This is a genomic window from Bradyrhizobium betae, from assembly GCF_004123905.1.
Classification (GTDB): Bacteria; Pseudomonadota; Alphaproteobacteria; order Rhizobiales; family Xanthobacteraceae; genus Bradyrhizobium; species Bradyrhizobium betae_A.
The window spans coordinates 56642-75703 of the sequence record NZ_MZXW01000042.1; the positions used below are offsets into that span (position 1 = coordinate 56642).

19 protein-coding genes are annotated in these 19062 nt (G+C 66.0%); 10 read left to right on the top strand and 9 right to left on the bottom strand.

The genetic code is table 11. The features are described 5' to 3' along the window. The first annotated feature begins 7 nt into the window (after positions 1 to 7). Together B5V03_RS30950 and B5V03_RS30955 are read left to right on the top strand one after the other, a co-directional pair. Complete coding sequence (locus tag B5V03_RS30950; RefSeq protein ID WP_007595122.1) at positions 8 to 214, top strand: DUF4170 domain-containing protein; 207 nt, start codon at positions 8 to 10, stop codon at positions 212 to 214. A 190-nt stretch (positions 215 to 404) separates the two neighbouring features. Then, positions 405 to 959, top strand: a complete 555-nt coding sequence (locus B5V03_RS30955) for a hypothetical protein (protein WP_164988406.1) — start codon at positions 405 to 407, stop codon at positions 957 to 959. 102 nt (positions 960 to 1061) lie between these two features. Here the strand turns inward: B5V03_RS30955 and B5V03_RS30960 are convergent, their stop codons facing one another. After that, complete coding sequence (locus tag B5V03_RS30960; protein ID WP_129274214.1) at positions 1062 to 1943, bottom strand: metallophosphoesterase family protein; 882 nt, start codon at positions 1941 to 1943, stop codon at positions 1062 to 1064. Between the two features lie 95 nt (positions 1944 to 2038). Between B5V03_RS30960 and B5V03_RS30965 the strand changes: the two genes are divergently transcribed. Further along, complete coding sequence (locus B5V03_RS30965) at positions 2039 to 2530, top strand: NUDIX domain-containing protein (protein ID WP_129274186.1); 492 nt, start codon at positions 2039 to 2041, stop codon at positions 2528 to 2530. Here the strand turns inward: B5V03_RS30965 and B5V03_RS30970 are convergent. Both B5V03_RS30970 and B5V03_RS30975 read right to left on the bottom strand, forming a co-directional pair. After that, complete coding sequence (locus B5V03_RS30970) at positions 2527 to 2904, bottom strand: DUF2304 domain-containing protein (RefSeq protein WP_129274187.1); 378 nt, start codon at positions 2902 to 2904, stop codon at positions 2527 to 2529. The two genes, B5V03_RS30965 and B5V03_RS30970, sit on opposite strands and share 4 nt — an antisense overlap. A gap of 46 nt (positions 2905 to 2950) precedes the next feature. Then, entirely contained in the window at positions 2951 to 3706 is a 756-nt protein-coding gene (locus B5V03_RS30975; protein ID WP_245502382.1) for a glycosyltransferase family 2 protein, read from the bottom strand. 103 nt (positions 3707 to 3809) lie between these two features. Between B5V03_RS30975 and B5V03_RS30980 the strand changes: the two genes are divergently transcribed. The 4 genes from B5V03_RS30980 (at position 3810) to B5V03_RS30995 (ending at position 7037) form a co-directional block, all read left to right on the top strand. After that, positions 3810 to 4976 (top strand): hypothetical protein, encoded by a 1167-nt coding sequence (locus B5V03_RS30980; protein WP_245502380.1) that lies wholly within the window; start codon positions 3810 to 3812, stop codon positions 4974 to 4976. Between the two features lie 60 nt (positions 4977 to 5036). Then, on the top strand, positions 5037 to 5555 hold the full coding sequence (locus B5V03_RS30985; protein ID WP_129274189.1) for a GNAT family N-acetyltransferase: 519 nt from the start codon (positions 5037 to 5039) through the stop codon (positions 5553 to 5555). 31 nt (positions 5556 to 5586) lie between these two features. Further along, positions 5587 to 6069, top strand: a complete 483-nt coding sequence (locus B5V03_RS30990) for a GNAT family N-acetyltransferase (protein ID WP_129274190.1) — start codon at positions 5587 to 5589, stop codon at positions 6067 to 6069. Positions 6070 to 6347: 278 nt separating this feature from the next. Next, positions 6348 to 7037: an alpha/beta fold hydrolase gene (locus B5V03_RS30995; RefSeq protein WP_129274191.1), complete on the top strand. Its 690-nt coding sequence runs from the start codon at positions 6348 to 6350 to the stop codon at positions 7035 to 7037. A 219-nt stretch (positions 7038 to 7256) separates the two neighbouring features. Here the strand turns inward: B5V03_RS30995 and B5V03_RS31000 are convergent, their stop codons facing one another. From B5V03_RS31000 to B5V03_RS31025, 6 genes are all read right to left on the bottom strand, one after another. After that, positions 7257 to 9671, bottom strand: a complete 2415-nt coding sequence (locus B5V03_RS31000) for a TonB-dependent receptor (RefSeq protein WP_129274192.1) — start codon at positions 9669 to 9671, stop codon at positions 7257 to 7259. Positions 9672 to 9820: 149 nt separating this feature from the next. Then, complete coding sequence (locus B5V03_RS31005; protein ID WP_129274193.1) at positions 9821 to 10225, bottom strand: DUF2946 domain-containing protein; 405 nt, start codon at positions 10223 to 10225, stop codon at positions 9821 to 9823. 255 nt (positions 10226 to 10480) lie between these two features. Continuing rightward, entirely contained in the window at positions 10481 to 12544 is a 2064-nt protein-coding gene (locus B5V03_RS31010) for a hypothetical protein (protein ID WP_129274194.1), read from the bottom strand. Positions 12545 to 12551: 7 nt separating this feature from the next. After that, positions 12552 to 15365: a DUF4159 domain-containing protein gene (locus B5V03_RS31015; protein ID WP_129274195.1), complete on the bottom strand. Its 2814-nt coding sequence runs from the start codon at positions 15363 to 15365 to the stop codon at positions 12552 to 12554. Next, positions 15362 to 16306 (bottom strand): DUF58 domain-containing protein, encoded by a 945-nt coding sequence (locus B5V03_RS31020; protein WP_129274196.1) that lies wholly within the window; start codon positions 16304 to 16306, stop codon positions 15362 to 15364. Before B5V03_RS31020 ends, B5V03_RS31015 begins: the two co-directional genes overlap by 4 nt. After that, positions 16306 to 17304, bottom strand: coding sequence for an AAA family ATPase (locus B5V03_RS31025; RefSeq protein WP_129274197.1), 999 nt, complete (start codon positions 17302 to 17304; stop codon positions 16306 to 16308). Before B5V03_RS31025 ends, B5V03_RS31020 begins: the two co-directional genes overlap by 1 nt. A gap of 218 nt (positions 17305 to 17522) precedes the next feature. Here B5V03_RS31025 and B5V03_RS31030 point away from each other — a divergent pair, with 218 nt between their 5' ends. The 3 genes from B5V03_RS31030 to B5V03_RS31040 are packed head-to-tail and all read left to right on the top strand — an operon-like array spanning position 17523 to position 19062. Then, complete coding sequence (locus B5V03_RS31030; RefSeq protein WP_129274216.1) at positions 17523 to 18134, top strand: DUF1285 domain-containing protein; 612 nt, start codon at positions 17523 to 17525, stop codon at positions 18132 to 18134. Then, the gene (locus B5V03_RS31035) at positions 18131 to 18802 is read left to right on the top strand and encodes a CoA pyrophosphatase (protein ID WP_129274198.1); all 672 of its coding nucleotides are present in this window, start codon (positions 18131 to 18133) and stop codon (positions 18800 to 18802) included. Before B5V03_RS31030 ends, B5V03_RS31035 begins: the two co-directional genes overlap by 4 nt. Further along, complete coding sequence (locus B5V03_RS31040; RefSeq protein WP_129274199.1) at positions 18799 to 19062, top strand: DUF6111 family protein; 264 nt, start codon at positions 18799 to 18801, stop codon at positions 19060 to 19062. Before B5V03_RS31035 ends, B5V03_RS31040 begins: the two co-directional genes overlap by 4 nt.

Sequence of the window (19062 nt, forward strand, 5' to 3'; positions counted from 1 at the left end):
ACTGACAATGACCAATAGCAATTTCTGGGTGATCGGCGGTGAGTTCGGCTCGATGAACTTCCACAAGCTGGTGGAAGGCTCGGCCCAGGTGCAGGGTCCGTTCAAGACCCGCAAGGAAGCCGAAGATGCCTGGCGCTCGGTCTCGGAAGAGAACCGCCACAAGGCCGGCGTCCGCTTCTCGATCGTGGAAGAGCCGTCGCGGGTCTCGGCCTGACGGCTGCCTGACAACCTTAAGAAGACGTCCAAGGACGGATGGTCCCATCCAGGCGCTGCCTGGGTGGGATCGTCTGTTTTTGGCACAGGTCAGCCGGCTGTGGGTGCCGTAAGTATCTGGAATTGTGGTCCCTTTGCGGACGCATTGGTTGCTGATAGGTTAACGTCAGGATTTGAGGACGAGGCCGACAATGTCAGAGCCCGAGACCAGCGGGACCCATCCCAGCCAGCCGCGACCGATGCGGCTGCGCGACGCGCTGCTGCGCGCCCGGATCGAGGCCGCCGACCGGACCGGCGTCGTCGTCGATCTGCGCGACGCCGAGGTGGCACGGCTGGAGATCCTCAACGACGCGCTCGATCCGCTGTTCGCTCAGGTGCCCGACCAGATCGATCTGTTCGATCGCGGCATCAGCCAGGGCGATACGCCGCGACTCTGGATCGACGTCGTCGCCCACATCATGATGGGGCGCGACAAGCGTCAGTATCGCTTCGTCCAGGACACCCGCTTCGGCCGCATCGTGCTCGCCGAATCGCACGACACTGCGGTCATTGTCGAGGCCGTGACCGACTATGTCGCCCGCCGCATGATCGAGCGCGAGCATGCGATGGTGGTTTTGCCCGAGCCGCAAGCCCCAGCCGCCGAGCCACCGCGCCGCTCGCGCGTGTGGCCGTTCGTGTTCGGATTCGTGCTCGGTGCCGCGGCGCTTTTCGGCCTTGCCGTGCTCGCGGCCTTGCGGAACTGGTGAATCTCTCCGCCGTCATTGCGAGCATGGCGAAGCAATCCAGAAATCTTCCCGCGGAGGCAGTCTGGATTGCTTCGTCGCTTGGCTCCTCGCAATGACGAAGAACTAAATCAACCTCACATGCTTGATCTGCCCGATCTGAAATCCCGCCCCGAGGCTCCGCACCGTCTGCTCGCAGCGCCAGCCGGCATTGTCCTTCTCGATCGTGAACAGATTATACGCCGCCGCCGGAGTGTGTCCGTGTGCAAACGCGGAAGCCGAGGGTACGCCGATCGCGGGAATGTTGCCGTTCGGGCCCTCGAACCACATCGTCGAATGGATGTGGTCGTGCCCGTGCAGGATGAGCTCGACGCCATGGCGCGTGAGCAGCGCCAGCAATTCAGCAGAGTCAGTCATCCGCTTCTGCCACGCGGTGGACTTCAGCGGATGATGCACCAGCAGCACACGGAAGACGTCCTCGGCCGCGAGCCGCTCGAGCACCTGTTCGAGCGCCGCCAGCTGATCGCGGCCGAGCGTGCCGGTCGCCATCAGCGGCAAGGTCGGCACTGCCGTGGACAGGCTGATCAGCGCGAGCGGCCCGCGCCGGCGCACGCCCGGAAAGCCGATGCTGCCGTCATCATCAGCAACATAGGGAGCAAAGGTCTCGCCGAACCGATGCGCGGTGGCGCGGACATAGGCGTCGTGATTGCCGGGAATCGTGGTGACGCGGTCGGGCGGGCCGACGCCGTCGAGCCAGGCGCGGGCAGGCGCGAACTCCGCCTCCAGCGCGAGGTTGACGAGATCGCCGGTGACTGCGATGTGGTCGGGGCATTGTGCCTGAAGATCGGCGACGAGTGCGTCGAGCACCTCGCGGCGCTGGTACTTGTGGCGGTTGCGCGTCCAGTTGACGTAGCCGAGTGCGCGCTTGCCGGCGAGCTCACTCAGCCGCGGTTTCGGCAAAGGCGCCAGATGCGGGTCGGACAGATGGGCGAGCGTGAAGGGGGCCAGCGTGTTGTGAGTCATGACGCGCGATTGCCTCGCTATTGCTCCGCTGTAATGGCAAGGTCGCGACGTCAGTGCAAGCGGGGCCTCGAGGAAGCCTGATGGGGGATCGTCTGAACCGCGTCCGACGAAAATTCGAGCCGCTGCTGCGGCGAATCTTCCACGCCTGGTTCCTGCTGGCACGCGGCATGACGCTCGGCGTCCGCGCCGTGGTGGTGGATGCCGAGAACAAGGTGTTCCTGGTCAGGCACAGCTACATCACCGGCTGGTATCTGCCCGGTGGCGGCGTCGATCTCGGCGAGACCATGGAGCGGGCGATGCGGCGCGAGCTCAAGGAGGAGGGCGATATCGACCTCACCGGCGAGGCCGTGCTGCACGGCATCTTCCTCAACAGCCATGTCTCCCGCCGCGATCACGTCGCGGTCTACGTCGTCAGGCAGTTCAAACAGGATCGCCTGCCCGCGCCCAATCACGAGATCGTCGAATGCGGCTTCTTCGCGATCAATGCGCTGCCCGAGGGCACCACGCACGGCACACGGCTGCGCATCGCAGAAGTGCTTGATGGCAAGGCCATGACCGCGACGTGGCGTTAAGCCGCCGGCTGACCCCTCTCCTTCGCCTTCAGCTCCAGCGCCAGCAGGCTCTGTTCCTGGATCAGCGCACAGTTCTGCCGCTCCAGTCGGTGCAGCCGCGCCGTCATGTTGTGCATGAAGGCGAACACCACCAGGAACAGGGCGCCGAACATCACGACGAACGGAAACACGACGCCGGTCAGATGGCTGACGAGGTAGGCAAGCCTCGGAAACAGCGTGAAGCCCGCGGGTATGATCGCCACCATCGACAGCATCAGGAAATCATAGAGATCGAATTTCCCCTGCAACGTCTTCTTCAACAGCACCACCATGTAGATCAGCGCGAAGGCGGAGATGACGACGACCGTCTCCGGGCTCGGAAGGGCATTTGTCACGGCAGCCTCCTCGACATGTTCGACGCAATGATGAGATCGCTCGGCGTCATCGCGATCTCACCAGACGCGCGAGCAGGATGTAACCGAGCACGCGAACCATGTAGCTCGCCGATTTCAATCCATCGATCGAGCTGACGCCGGTCTCTCGCGCCCGCATCTCGATCGGGACCTCGCTCACCGTGAGCCCTGCGCGCAACGCCCAGGCCAGTGAGATCGGCTCCGGAAAATCCGTCGGATAAGCCTTGGCGAAGAAGGCGATGGCGGAGCGGTCGAGCAGCCGCATGCCGCTGGTGGGATCGGTGATGCGGCCGCCGCCGAAAAGACCGTTGAGCGCAAGCACGATCAGCCTGATGCCGGCGCGCCGCATCCGCGTCGAGCAGAAGCCTTCATGCTCGATGAAGCGGCTTCCGATGGTGATGTTGGCAGGCTGCATCCGATAGGCGTTCAGCAGCGTCTCGACGGCGCGCGGATCGTGCTGTCCGTCGCCATCGATCTGGACGCAGAAATCGAAATCCTGACGCGCCGCATATTTGATGCCGGTCTGCACGGCACCGCCGATGCCGAGATTTTGCGCCAGACGTGCGACGGGCGAGCGGCAGCTTGCCACCGCGGAGGTCGCATCCGACGAGCCGTCGTCCACGACCAGGGTGTGGTAGTGGCGGCCGGTCGCCGCGATCTCGCTCAAGACGCCGCCGATCGAGGCCTCCTCGTTGAAGCAGGGAATGATGAGCAGGATTCGCGGCGCAGCAGCGTGCGGTGCAGCGACATCGCTGCTGCACGTGTCGGTCAAGCCCATGCCCATGTCGGCCACGTCCGCCTCACCTCCAAAATCCGCACCTTGCTATACTTGCCGGTGCTTTTCCTGTACAGGCGGCGGGCCCCGCCGTCCCGCCCGGCACATATCCATGAGAGCTTTCAAGGTCCTTTTTTCAATTGTGTTTCTGGCAATTCTGGCCAGCAATATTCGCCTCGTCTCGCACTGGAGCGAGAGCCGCGGCGTCTATGACGACATCTGCTATCTCAGGCAGGCGCACCTGTTCCAGCGCTTCGGCTGGCACGGCCTCGACACCAGCCTCGCCCATGAAACCGACGGCTATCTCGCGGGCAAGTTGCGCAGCATCGATTTTCCGAACTGGAATGAGCCGACCCGGGCGCCGTGCCACACTGAGATCGCCGACGGCAGCAAATGGGTAATGACGCCGCCGCCGGGCACCGGCTTCGTGCTGGCGCTGTTCCCCGAGGGCTTTCAGGTCATTCCGCTCTATGCGCTGGCGAATGTGATGATCGGCGGCTTTGCACTGTACGGTCTGTGGCGGGCGCGGGAGGCCGGGTCCTTGACGCTTGCAGCACTGTTCGGCGCGCTCTCGATCACCTTCATGATCAATCCGGCCAAGGCGAGCTATTCGATGGCGCCGACCATGGTCGTCTGCGCGCTGGCGGGTCTGGTCACCGCAAGACTGTTCGTCGATGAAGGCCGGCGCCGCCTCATGATGATCGCAGCCGTCGGCATTCTGCTCGGCCTGTCCGCGAGCTTTCGGATCGCGAACGTCATTCTTTCGGCCGGCTATTTCCTGTTCTTCGGATTGTCATTCCTGATCTGGCGCACCCGCGAGACCTTCGTGGCAGGCCTCACGCTGGGCCTCGCGTTCCTTGTTGGCCTGCTGCCTGTGTTCGCGGCGAACCTGGTCAATTCGGGCCATCCGCTGGTCTCGGCCTATGGCGGCCAGGACACGGCCGCCCCACACCTCGATCCGGCCGTCCTGCGCGCCTATCTCCGCGACACCCAGTTCCCGTTGATGGTGATTGCCTGCGCCTGGACCGCGCTGCTGTGGCGTTTCGCCAACCATGCCGGCGTCAGGCAACTCACGCTGCTGGTCGGCGCCAATCTGGCGCTGAATCTGGCGTTCTTCGCCACACATCCGGTCTTCACGCCGTATTACATCATTCCTATCCTGATGCTCTCGCTCTGGACCCTGCTGTTCGCGGCGGTCTTCACCCGCGGCCCGGTGCAGGGGTTCGATCGGGCACCGCCCGGTAGACCACGGCCGCCTGAGATGTTATCCCGCGTCTGACATTGACGCGTTTTCTTGACGCGAACCGGGGCCCACTTCGCTCGAAAACGCTGTGCTGACATGACTGATCTCTCACTCACCATCCTTCCCGAAGCCGCCGGCGACGCTCAGGCGATCGAGCGGCTGCATGAACGCACTTTTGGCCCCGGCCGCTTCGTGCTCAGCGCCTATCGCATCCGCGAGCATGTCGACCATCTGCTCGACGTCTCCTTCACCGCGCGCATCGGCACGCTGCTGGTCGGCTCGGTCAGGCAATTGCCGGTGCTGGTCGGCGAGACGCCGGCCCTGCTGCTCGGGCCGCTCACCGTCGAGCCGCCGTTCCGCGCCCGCGGCATCGGCCGGCTCCTGATGGAGCGCGCGCTAGCGGATGCCAGGGAAAAAGGTCACCGCCTGATCATTCTGGTTGGCGACGAGCCCTATTACAGCCGCGTCGGTTTCAAGCAGGTCCCCAAGGGGCGCGTCACCATGCCGGGCCCGGTCGACGCCGCGCGCATTCTGGTGTTCGAGCTCGTCGACGGCGCCTTCGAGGGCGTGTCGGGCGTCGTCGGTCCGGACTGGAGCAAGGCGCGGGTCGGGTAGGGCTACGACGCTCTCGTACGGAGTCTCGACGATGCAGGTGCGTCCCGCTGATCCCGCTGAGATCGACCATCTCGCGCAGCTATGGCACGACGCCTGGCATGGATCGCATGCGCATCTCGCGCCGCCTGAGCTGGTACGTCTCCGCACGCTCCAGAGCTTTCGCGACCGGCTCGCGGTCATGCTTCCCGATATCAGCGTTGTCGGCCCGGCCGGTGCGCCGCTCGGCCTGTGCGCCCTCAAGGGCGACGAATTGTACCAGTTGTTCGTATCAGCTGAGGCGCACGGGTCGGGTGTGGCCGCGGCGCTGATCGCTGAAGCGGAGGCGCGGCTTGCCGCGCGCGGTGTGGAGCTGGCGTGGCTCGCGTGCGCGGTCGGCAACATGCGCGCCGCGCGGTTCTACGAGAAAAGCGGCTGGCGCAACGCCGGCACCTTCGTGATGTTGTCGGAGACCTCGAACGGGCCTTTCCCCGTCGACCAATGGCGCTTCGAGAAGCGGTTGACGCGTTTGGCGTGAGCGCGCCCACGCTCTTTCCTCCGTCATTGCGACGGTGCGGAGGTGGCCATCCAGGCTACGACGTCATTTTGTCCGTTCGCACGAAAATGCTTCGCGCGCTGCTTGCACGGCCTTCACCAACTAAACTCAAACGGTATTGTCTCGCAGGCAACAATCGTTGCTTCAGTGCTGGAGATGACGACGGCGCAACAAGACCTGACGATGAGCGCGGCCGTATAGCTCGGCGATGAGCGCCAGGTCCGGCCCATTCAACGCGAAGAAACAAGGAGGCCAACCCAATGGCAATCGGAACCGTCGTGCTCGTGCACGGAGCTTTTGCGGATGGCTCGTGCTGGGCCAAGGTCATTCCTCTTCTGACCAAGCGCGGCCTGAAGGCTCTCGCCGTTCAGAATCCTCTCAGCTCGCTCGCCGATGACGTCGTGGCCACTCACCGGGTTGTCGACATGCAGGAAGGTCCTGTGCTCATGGTCGGACACTCCTGGGGTGGGGCCGTCATCACCGAGGCCGGCAATCATCCCAAGGTCAAAGGTCTCGTTTATATCGCCGCCGGCGCGCCGGACAGCGGCCAGTCGTTCGACGCCTGGTGGAAGCCCTACAAGCCGGCTCCCGGTGCTGCTGAGATCAGGCCCTACGGCGAAGGTTATGTGGCGTTGACGCAGCAAGGCGTCCGCAAGCATTTCGTCCAGGACATTCCGACGGACGAAGCCGACATCGTCTACGCAACGCAAGGCCCGCTTGCGGTCAGGTGTTTCGGCGACAAGATCTCGACGGCGGCCTGGCGCTCGAAGAAGTCGTGGTACATCGTTGCAGCCCGCGATGAGACCATTCCGCCGGACGTCGAGCGCGACTCGGCCAGCCGCATGGGCGCGGAGACGCTCGTGCTGCAGAGCTCCCACGTGCCGATGCTCTCGCAGCCCGAGGCCGTGGCGGAATTCATCGCGAAAGCGGCTGCGTCCATCAAGGAATAGTTGCGCAGATCGGATGAATTCGGAGCCTGAATGGAGCTCCGCTTCATCCAGGCTACGACGCCGTGAATTGGAAGAGCGGCGGCCGTGCCTCATACGCCGTCATTGCGAGCGCAGCGAAGCAATCCCGAATCTTTCCGCGGAGGCAGCCTGGATTGCTTCGCTGCGCTCGCAATGACGGAGTGTGTGTCGGGGCCCTCGGGGCCCCGACTGGATCTCCGATCAGAACTTGAAGTTCGCGAACGCCCTGACGCCGATGCCCGGCATCAACACCTCGTCCTTGGTGTAGGACACCGAGTTGCGGATGTTCTCGTTGAGGAGATTGTTGCCGACGATACCGGCCGTCATCTCGCGGGCGCCGAACTGGCGCGGATCGAGCTTGGTCTTGTAGCTCACCTCGGCCTTCAACAGATTGTAGCCGGCCGTCGGCGTCTCCGCGATCACCGCGACGTTGTTCTGCGCGAACGCATGCAGCAGATTGACCCGCATCAGCCAGTTGTCGTCGCGCCAGAACACGCCGCCGCCTAGTCTGACCGGCGGAATGCGCGGCACGTTGGTGCCGTCGGTGAAGGTGGCGCGGACCACGTCGAGCTGGTTCTCGATGCCCCAGATGCCGCCCTGGAACGCGCCGACATCGAGCTGCGACTGGAATTCGCCGCCGCGGAAATTGGCGTTGGCCTGCGAATAGACCGCCTGGTTCAGCTCCGCGCCGGGCGCGCCGCACGAGGCAAAATCGCCGTCGCACATCACGCCGGTGAGGCGGCGATAGATGAAATTATCGAAATGCGTGTAGTAGACGGTCGCCTCGAACCGAAACGGCCCGGTCGCCTTGCGCAGGCCGAGCTCGACCGACTTCGCAGTCTCGATGGTGAGGTTGGGATTGCCGATGTCGAAGGTTGCGGTCGCATCGTGGCCGCCGCGGGAAAACAGCTCGGCCGCCTTCGGCGCGCGCTCGACATATTGCGCGGTGATGCTGCCGACCATGCCGCCCGGCAAATCCTGCAACAGCCCGATACTGCCGCTCTTCGGCGTGAACGACGGATTGCGCGCAATGCCGGCCTGCGGTGTGCCGTCGGGCAGAAAGTCCGTCGGGAAGTCCGGCGTCGTGCCGTGCAGCTCGACATGCTCGATGCGGCCGGCGACCTGCGCCCGCGTCGCCTCGGTGAACTTGAACTCGTTGAAGGCGTAGCCGGCAACGCGGGTGCTGTTGTTCGGATCCCACAGGCCGTTGAACAGCGTGCCGGGATTGTCCGGGCTCGGCGCGTTCAGCTCCTGGTGGCCGACCTGGAAGCCCAGCGCCGTCGTCACTTCGGCGAAACGTGCATTGAACGGCATCAGCTGCACCTCGGTGCGGATCTCCTGCTCCTTGTTGGTAAAAGTCTGCCGCACGCCGTCGCTGGTGGGATCGGCGGGATCGGCAAGGCCGATCTCGTTGTGCCGGTAGTCGGTCGCGCCGGCCCAGAAGCGGACGGTGTCGATCGCTGTGGCATCAGGACGGTACTCGCCCTTGACGTTGATCTTGGTCTGGTGGCCGTCGATCCGCGTGTTGTGGTCAGCGCCGTCGATGCCGGGGATGTGGTAGAGCGCGTCGTTCTGCGTGATCGACGCGCCAATATAGCCGCCCTGGAAGAAGTAGGAGCCGCCGATCGAGGCGCCGTCCGAGCGCGTCGCCGAATTCGGCTGGCGGCCGTTGGCGACGGTGCGCGACTGGTCCGCAAGATACGGATAGCTCGGAATGCTGTAATCGGTGGTGTTGCGGCCATAGACGTCGGCATGGAACGCAAAATTGCCGCCGCCGGTGTCGAGCAGCACGCCGCTTTCGACGCCACGATCGACCGAGCTGAACGCGGAGCGCGTCTCGGCAGTGACGCAAGGCGATGTCGCGGCCGCCGCGAGCGGGGCCTTGGTCGGCAGGCCGTAGGTCTGGAACGACGGCGCGCAGGACGGCAGCGCGTCCGGAATGCGGTTGTTGGTGGCGCTGACGACGCCGCCGATCGAGGTCGAGCCGTACCGCAGCGCCGCCGGCCCGCGAACCACCTCGACCTGGTTGGTCGCGAGCGGGTCGATCGGGACGAAATGATCCTCGCCGAGATCGGACGCGCCGCCGGAATTGGTGCCGTTCTCGACAATGCCGACGCGGTTGACGTCGAGCCCGCGGATGATCGGCCGGCTGGAGGCGCCGGGCGCGAAGCTCGAGCCGGTGATGCCGGGCTTTGAGAACAGGAGATCGCCGAGCTGGCCGCCGCCCTCGCGGCGGATTTCCTCGTTCGGCACCACGGTGACCGTCGCGAACTGGTTGGTGACGACAGGAAGCACGCCGCGTTGAGGCGCGGCGGCAGCAGCAACTGCTGCTGCTGGTGCCGCTTCGGCCGTGCGTTGCTGGCTGCGCACGCGCGCGGTTCGCGTGGTGCGGACCGGGCTGCGGGTCGGCACCACCGCTCTGCGCACGATCGGGCTCGGGGCCGTCACGGTGACGGACGGGATCTCGCTCGACGATTTGTCCTGTGCAGGCTGTTGCGCAGGCGCTTGGGCGGGCTCCTGTGCAGCCGTTTGGGCCGGCGCGGATGTGGCGGCGGCGCCAAGCAGGAGCAGGCTTGCTCCGGCGAGACGCTGCGCGCGTCGCAATTCAAATGACATGGTCCTGATTCCAGTCAGGCGCCGTCCGGAAGATTTCTTTGCTGATCGGAGGCGGCCTGCCGTCGCAGCGCGACGGAATTCGACTTCAACTTCTCCCGGGCACTCGCCGATGTGCGGCGAGCCCAGGCGTGATCAAGTGATGTCTGGAGTCAGGACGCGGGAGGCGCGCGCGGCTGGAACGCCGTGCCGGCCGATTTCAGATGGATGAATTCGGCATCTAGGGTGAGCTGGAGCAGCTCGATCGCCTGCGGCAGCAGCAGCAAAGGCGGCGTCGCCGATACGACGGTGCCCGCCATCGCGACCAATGCGCAGATCGCGCAATTGTCGTCGCCCGGCGGCTCGCGGTCGGGGCTTGCAGGCGATTGCTTCTGGACCGTGGCGCGGTCCGGAGAGGCAACGCTCCCGGTGCTGTCCGTCTGCTGGAGCGAGGCTTGGGCGAGGGAGGTGGCCTGGGCGAACCAGTGGCTATGGCCAAACGTCAGCGCTAGCTGCACCAGCATCGCGAACAACGCGAGCCGGGCGCCGTGCCTGATATTCGACCGGAACCACTTCATCTGGAAACGCCACCCCACATCGCAAGGGATCATCCCCTGATCCCGCGATGTTATATTGTAACATCGCCTGATCGGTCAGCGAATGTCAACGGTGGTCGAACCATCTCGCGCGGGTGGCCGCACGATGTGTCGTTCGGGCAACTACAGTGGGATGGATTGGGTTTGATGCAGCAACGAGGTGCGCTCCCTCTCCCGCAAGCGGGAGAGGTGCACCGAGCCCGCGTCGGCCTGATTCAATCTAAGCCCCTTCGCGCGTTAGCGCCCTTCGCGCATCCACGTCGCCGCAAACGCGCCCAGCAGCAACAACAGCCCGATCACGCCGGCGAAGATCGGCAGCACGCCGACGCCCTTCACGACGCTGGCGTCGCGCATCCGCACGCCCATCCAGCCGTCGCCGGCGAAGGTGCTCACGGATCGCACCGGCACGATGCGCGGTAGCTCGACGTTTGTGCCGTCGACCACGCGCACGGCGTTCCCGCCGGTCGCCTGCGTCAGCGGCTTCAACGTGTCGGTGGTGGAGGTGACTTCCGAAAACTCCTTCGGATTGGTCGGGCCGACATTGATCAACGCCTTCAGCGTGCCGTCGGTGGCAGCCCACAGGCCGAGCTCGCTCGCCGGCAGGCTGGCGCGCCACTCGCCGGGATCGCCGGCGGCGAGCGTCAGATCGTGCGACACGCCTGAGGGCGAGGTCACGCTCACCGGCTGCACGCTGTCCGCCATGGTCTGGCGCACCACCACGAGATCCTTGCCCTGCACCTGAAGGCGCAGCGCTTCTTCATCCAGATCAGGCTGCTTCATCAGCCAGTGCGACATCCGCCTCAGGAGATCGAGATGCGGGCCGCCGCCTTCATAGCCGCGCGCCCACAGCCAGATGTGGTCGGACAGCAGCAGCGCAACGCGTCCTTCGCCGAAGCGCGAGAGAAACAGCAGCGGCTTGCCATCGAGGCCCGTCATGACAGGCGGGTTGACGGAATTGCGGGTGTCGACGGTGCGGAAGAACCGGCTCCAGTGCGGCGGCTCGCTTGCCGAGCCTTCCAGCCCGCGCGTGACCGGGTGACGTTTGCCGACGTCGGACAGATGCGCATAGAACGGTTTCTCGCTGACACCGACCGGCTCGGCCGGCAGCACCGAATCCAGCGGCGTGCGCCAGATGCTGGTGTTGGAGGCATAGTCCGGGCCGGCCGAGACCAGCACCGCGCCGCCCGCGCGGACATAGCGCGCGATGTTGTCGAAATAGGCGATCGGCAGCACGCCCTGGCGGGCGTAGCGATCGAAGATGATCAGCTGGAATTCGTTGATCTTCTGCTGGAACAGCTCGCGGGTCGGAAACGCGATCAGCGACAATTCATTGATCGGCGTACCGTCCTGCTTCTCCGGCGGACGCAGAATGGTGAAGTGCACGAGATCGACGCTGGCGTCGGATTTGAGCAGATTGCGCCAGGTGCGCTCGCCGGAATGCGGCTCGCCCGACACCAGCAGCACGCGCAGCTTGTCGCGTACGCCGTCGATGGCGACGACGGCGCGGTTGTTGACCGGCGTCAGCTCTCGCTCCAGCGGCGAGGCCTCGATCTCGACGATGTTGGGGCCGGCGTGCTTGATCTCGACGTCGACGTTTGCGGTCTGGCCGCTCGACAGCGTGCGCTCGTTGATGACCTCGCCGTCGCGGCGAACCGTGACCTTGGCGCGCTCGTTGCTGACGCCCTGGTCGTCGAGGCGGAATGTGATGGTCTGGCTCTGCCCGACGATGCCGAAGCGCGGCGCCGCCGTGATCGCGATGCGGCGGTCGCGCTCGTCCTTCTGCCCGGTGATCAGCGCGTGCACCGGCGCCTGGAAGCCGAGCGCGGCGGCGTTGGCGGGAATGTCGTGGACGCGGCCGTCGGTGATCAGGAACGCGCCGGCGACGCGGTCGACCGGCACGTCCGCCAAGGCCGAGGCGAGCGCGCCGAACAGTTTTGTGCCGTCGGTCTCGCCGTCGGCCTGTGCAGCGTCGACGACGCGGACCTCGAGGCCCTTGATCTTCTTCAGGCCGTCGACCAGCGCCTCCTGCGCTTGGGCTGCCTCACGGGTGCGGTTGCCGAAATTCTGGCTCGGGCTCTTGTCGACGACGATCGCTGCGACCGAGGTGAGGGGATCGCGGTCCTCGCGGGTGAAGGAGGGATTGGCGAGCGCCAGCAGGAACAGCACCAGCGCCGCCACGCGCACGGCAGCCCCCCGCGCACGCGCCAGCAGCAGCACGATCGCAATGACGACGATCGCGGCGAGCGCGATCCACAGCACGATCGCGGGAACAAGCGGCGTGAACGCGATGCCGTAATTCATATCGATCCTATTGCCCCAACCGTTCGATCAGGGCCGGTGCGTGCACCTGGTCGGCCTTGTAGTTGCCGGTCAGCGTGTACATGACGATGTTGGCGCCGGCACGGTAGGCGAATTCGCGCTGGCGATTGTCGCCGCCGGTCACCGGCAGCATGTACTGGCCGTCCGGGCGCACGGCCCAGGCGCCGGCAAGGTCGTTCGAGGTGATGATGATCGGCGAGACGCCGTCGCCGCCGCGCGCCGGCCGCTGCGCGCTGTCCTCGTCGTCCTCGCGCGGCAAGGTCTCGACCCAGGTCTGGCCGGTGTTGAAGCGGCCGGGGAAGTCGCGCAGCAGGTAGAAGGTCTTGGTCAGCACGTGCTCGCGCGGCACCGGCTCGAGCTCGGGCACGTCGAGCGATGACAGGATTTCGCGCAAGGCCCGCATGGCCGGCGTCTGCGAGGCGCCGTTGTCGCCGGGCGCCGCCTCGATCGCGTCGCGGGTGTCGAACAGCACGGTACCGCCCTGCTTCATATAGGCGTCGATCTTGTTGATGGCGTCCTGCGGCGGCTTGGGCGCGCCGGGCACGATCGGCCAGTAGATCAGCGGGAAGAAGGCGAGTTCGTCGCGCGCGGGATCGATGCCGACGGGATCGCCGGCCTCGAGCGCGGTGCGCTGCGCCAGGAACAGCGTCAGTCCGGTCAGGCCGGCCTTGACGATCGAATCGACGTCGGCATTGCCGGTGACGACATAGGCGAGGCGGGTCTGCGACACCGCCTTCATCGCGAATTCGTCCGAGGCGCTGTCTGCGTAGGACGGCGTGGGTGAGAGCGACACGAGGCCTGCGAGCGCGAGTCCGAAGACGATCATTGCGGGCGCGGCGCGGCGGCGCAGCAGCGCGGCGAGGCCGCCGCCGAGCAGCGCGACGATGATGGCGTCGACCAGGAACAGCGCCAGCGCCGTCGACAGCAGCCAGCCGCGCAAGTCGCGAGGCTCGGCATTGGTGTAGGTGGCGTGCCGGGCGCGCAGGCTCGATGTGTTCAGGGCTGCGATGCGGTCGGCGGCTGCAAGCGTGTTCACGGCGAGCGGTCCTTCTGCCGGACCATAGAAGCCGGGCGGGTGATCAGGCGTGGCGCGGTCGCGGTAATCCGCGGGCAGCGGCTTGGCGGTCGCCGGCGGCGGACCGAATGCGCCAAAACCGTCGAGGATGTGCAGCGGCGCCACCGTCTCAGTGGTGGCCTCGCTGGCGACGCCAGCGCCGGGCTTGGCGGTGTAGCCGGACATGTCGACGACCCGGCGCAGCATTTCGACGAAGATGCCGGACATCGGCAGATCCGACCAGCGCATGTCGGCGCTGACATGGAACAGGCTGACGATGCCCTTGCCGCGATGTTCGCCGGTGACGAGTGGCGTGCCGTCTTCCAGTGAGGCCCAGCTCTTGGTGGCGAGCACAGCATCAGGCTCGGCGAGGACCTGGCGATTCACGGTGACGTCCTTGGGGACCACGACGCCGGCAAACGGGCCGTCGGCGGCGAAAGAGGCGAGGTGCTGCGGCTTCTCCCAGGTCAGGCTGCCGCCGAGCGTGCGGCCGCCCTTGCGCAGCTTGACCGGCACCAGATCGTCTTCGGCCTGCGCCAGGCGGGGCCCCGCGAACCGCACCAGCACGCCGCCCTGGTCGATCCAGGCATTGAGACGCTCGCGGATTTCAGGCGCGATGGTGCCGACATCGGCGAGGATGATCATCGGCAGCTTCTGGTCGAGAAATTGCGTGATGCCCTGCTGCGGCGAGCCCTTGTCGGCGAGACGCACGTCGGCGAACGGCGCCAGCGCGCGGGTGAGATAGAAGGTCGGCGCCAGCAGCGGCTGCGCGGTCTCGCTGGTCGCGCCCGAGACGATGCCGATGGCGCGGCGGCGCCAGCGCTTGTCGAGCAGCTGCACCGCGCCGGCGGAGCGCTCGCCCGATATTTCGAGCCGCGAGATGTCGTTGCGCAGCTCGACCGGGAGGTCGAACGCTGCGTCGGTTTCCTTGTCCTGCGGGCCGAACGAGAAGCGTGCCTCGCCGATCGGCGAGGCCTTCTGGTCCAGCGCGCGCACCGTGCCGACCGCGATGCCGCTGTCGGTGCGCAGCACCTTCACCGTCATCCTGGCGGCGGCGTTCTCGGCTGCGACCAGCGCCAGCGGCGAGGAGATGCCGCCTTCGAAGATAGTCAGGCTGCGATCGCCGATGGTCTTGCCGAGGGCCTGCACGAACTCTTCGCCGCGGCCGGTGTCGACGCCATCCGACAGCCAGGCGATCTCGCAGTCGCCGGTAGCTTTCAGGAAACGGTCGACCGCGGAGAGCGTGTCGACGCGATCGATTGAATAGGGCTTTGGCGTGATCTGCCGCAGCGCGACGCGCGCCGCGCCCGCCGGCATCAGGGTGATGTCGCGGTTCGGCTCGGACAGCGGCACCAGCGCGATCGCGCGGCGGTCGTTGTCGGCGTTCGCAATCAGCTCGTCGGCGGCCCTGAGCCTGACATCCCAGTTCGATGCGGCGCTCCAGCCGTCATCGAGCATGATCATCAGCGGCGCCTTGCTGCCGGCGGCGCCTGTTTGCGGATTCCAGATCGGGCCCGCGGCGGCGAAAATGACGAGGGCAGCAGCCAGGAGGCGCAGCGCGGTCAGCCACCACGGCGTCCGCGACGGCGTCTCTTCCCGTGGCGCGATGTCGAACAACAGGCGCGTCGGCGGAAATTCGATGCGGCGCGGCCGCGGCGGCGTCACGCGCAACAGCCACCACAGCACCGGCAGGCTGATGAGGCCGATCAGGAGCAGCGGTTCGGTGAAGGCAAGCGGCAATCCCATCATGCGGCCGGCCCCGCCTTGATGGTCGTCGTGCGGACGCCCGACTTGCTCACCTGCATGCCGGCATGCAGGAACAGCAGCAATTCGGCGGCGGAGCGGTCCGTCGCATGCGTCGTGAACAGCCAGTCGAGCCTTGAGGTCTCGGCGCGGATCTGGTCGCGGTGCAGCGCCAGCCGTGCGGTGTAGTCCTGCGCCCAGCTCTCGGCGCGGCCGGCGGTGATCACGCCAAAACCCTCGGGCTCGACGAACTCGACGCGGCCGGAATAGGGGAATGATTCTTCGGCGGGATCGACCACCTGCACCATCGTGCCATGCGCACCGGAGCCGGAGAGCCCGGCGAGCGTCGCCGTAATCTCCGCGATCGGCGACCAGAAATCCGACAGCACAATGATCTCGGCCAGCGCCGAGGGCACGAAGGACGGCGGCAGGCTCAGCCGGTCGGCATCGTCATGCAGCATCGCCTGCGCCATCTTGTCGATGACGCTGCGGCTCGCGGTCGGCGCCATCAGGCCGGGAATGCCGACGCGTTCGCCGCCCGAGACCAGCAGCTCGGCCAGGGCGAAGGCGACGATCAGCGTGCGCTCCAATTTGGATTCACGCGCGGTCTTCGAGGCGAACGCCATCGAGGGCGAGCGGTCGGGCCAGATCCAGACCGTGTGCGACGCTTCCCATTCGAGCTCGCGGACATAGAGATGGTCGTCACGCGCCGAGCGGCGCCAGTCGACCCTCTGCGCCGGCTCGCCGGAGACGAAGCGGCGGTACTGCCAGAAATTTTCGCCGGAGCCGGCGCGGCGCCGTCCATGCAGACCGTGGATGACGTTGGCGGCGATGCGGCGGGCCTCGAGCACCAGGCGCGGCAGCGAAGCGGCGAGCGTACGGCTTTCGCCATCGGCACGTCGGATCGCGATGATCTCCTTCGCTGCGTGCCCGGTCTCTGCTGCCATCAACCGATCCGTGTCTTGAGCTGCTTGATCACGTCCGGAATCGTGCGGCCTTCGGCGCGCGCCTGGAACGTCAGCGCCATGCGATGCTTCAGCACGGGCTCGGCGAGGTCGAGCACGTCGTCGATCGAGGGCGCGAGGCGTCCGTCGATCAGCGCGCGGGCGCGCACGGCGAGCATCAACGATTGGCTGGCGCGCGGGCCCGGGCCCCAGGCGATGAACTTGCCGGTCTCGCCACTGTCGGGACCCGGACGGGCCGAGCGCACCAGCGACAGGATCGCCTCAACGACGGAATCGCCGACCGGCAGGCGGCGCACCAGCCGTTGCGCGGTGATCAGCGCATCCGCGGTCATCGCGCCCCTTGCCAGCGTCTCGTCGGCGCCGGTGGTCTCGAACAGGATGCGGCGCTCGGCGTCGCGATCAGGATAGTCGACGTCGATCTCCATCAGGAAGCGGTCGAGCTGCGCTTCGGGCAGCGGATAGGTGCCTTCCTGCTCCAGCGGATTTTGCGTCGCGAGCACGTGGAACGGCTTTGGCAGATCGTGCCGCGCGCCGGCCACCGTGATGTGCTGCTCCTGCATCGCCTGAAGCAATGCCGATTGCGTGCGCGGGCTGGCGCGGTTGATCTCGTCGGCCATCAGCAGCTGCGCGAACACCGGGCCCGCGATGAAGCGGAAGGCGCGCCTGCCGGCGGTGCTCTCGTCCAGCACTTCGGCGCCGAGAATATCCGACGGCATCAAATCGGGCGTGAACTGGATGCGCTTGGCATCGAGACCGAGCGTGACGCCGAGCGTCTCGACCAGTTTTGTTTTCGCAAGGCCGGGCACGCCGATCAGCAGCGCGTGGCCGCCGGAGAGGATGGTGACGAGCGTGTTCTCGATCACGCGATCCTGGCCGAAGATGACGGAGCCGATCGCCTCTTTCGCCGCGCGAACCTGGGCGGACACCTGCTCGGCCGAACGGACGACGCCGTCCTCCAGTTTCTCGACACTCTCCGCCATCCGTCAGCTCCTTCGCGTCGTCACAGGGGCGCTATGCTAGGCTTGCAGGAACGCCATGTATTCGTTGAATTAACCTATCCCCACCTTATCGGCTTAGGGTTATGTAGGGCATCACGAAGTGGCGACCTCCACACCGGATGAATCCGGGATGGAACCGTGCACCCGAGTACGACGTAAACCTGCACCAATCGTGCCAAATGACAAAGTCAGGGCAAACCATGGCGAACCAAGGGCAGAGCGCCGATCGAGGTCTTGAGGGGCTGACTGCCGCCGCCAAAAGTGCTGCCAATGCCGAAGGCGCCAAAAAGGGCCTGCCTCCGGTGCATTTGTGGAATCCGCCGTTTTGCGGCGATCTCGACATCCGAATCGCGTCCGATGGTACTTGGTTCTATATGGGTACGCCAATCGGCCGCCCTGCACTGGTTCGCCTGTTCTCGACCGTTCTGAAGCGCGAAGGCGACAAGCATTTCCTGGTCACGCCGGTGGAGAAGGTCGGCATCCGCGTCGACGACGCGCCGTTCATGGCAGTCGAGATGCAAGAGAACGGCGAGGACAACCGTCGCGTGCTGAGCTTCCGCACCAATGTCGACGACTGGGTGACCTGCGATGCCGCGCACCGGCTGCGTTTCGAGCAGGCGGCGGACGGCGGGCTGACGCCCTATCTGCATGTCCGCGCCGATCTCTGGGCCAAGTTCACCCGCGCGCTCTATTACGATCTTGTTGACATGGGTGAGGAGCGGATGGTCGATGGCCAGCCGATGTTCGGCGTCGAGTCGGCCGGTGAATTCTTCGCCATGGCCGATGCGGAGCAGGTGAGGGCCGCGCTTTGAACAAGCCTATCCTGAAGAGCGAGCCCGTCGCGATCGGAGCTTCGGATTTCTTCGCCCGCAGCAAAGCGAGGCTCGGCTTCGACGTGCCGCCCGGCCTGTTTGACCCGAACATCGTTCCGGCATCCGGCGATCCCGGCACCGACAAGATGCTCGAGATCGTCGCGCGCGAGCAGCCGGTGCGCCCTGCGGCGGTCCTGATCGCGGTGGTCGACCGTCCCGAGCCGACCATTTTGCTGACGCAGCGCTCGGCGCATCTCAACGACCATGCCGGCCAGATCGCCTTTCCCGGCGGCAAGATCGACGCGACCGATTCCTCGCCGCTCGATGCGGCGCTGCGCGAGGCGGAGGAGGAGGTCGGGCTGTCCAGGGACTTCGTCGAGCCGATCGGCTATCTGGATCTCTACGGCACGGCGTTCGGCTTCCGCATCCTGCCGACGGTCGCAAAAGTGCGGCCGGGCTTCGCGCTCACCATCAACCATTCCGAGGTTGATGATGCCTTCGAGGTGCCGCTATCCTTCCTGATGAACCCGGCGAACCACCAGCTGCACAGCAAGGAATTCCGCGGCATGGAGCGCTTCTACTACGCGATGCCGTTCGCGGAGCGCTACATCTGGGGTGCGACCGCCGGAATGCTGCGTGTGCTGTACGAGCGGATCTATTCGTCATGATCCGGCCGGTCCTGACCGAGATCGGAATTTTCCTCGTTCCCTTTGCCGTCTATGCGCTGTTCCTGGTCGCCACCCGGTCCGGCCTGTTCGTGCAAACGTCCTGGCCGATCACCATCGTCGCGCGCCTTGCGCTGGCGGCGCTGGTGCTGGTGATCGCGGGGCTGATCGGGTTCGCGCATTTCTCCGGCGCGGCCCCGGATTCGACCTACGTTCCCGCTCATATCGAGAACGGCAAGCTCGTGCCGGGCGTGGAAAGATAG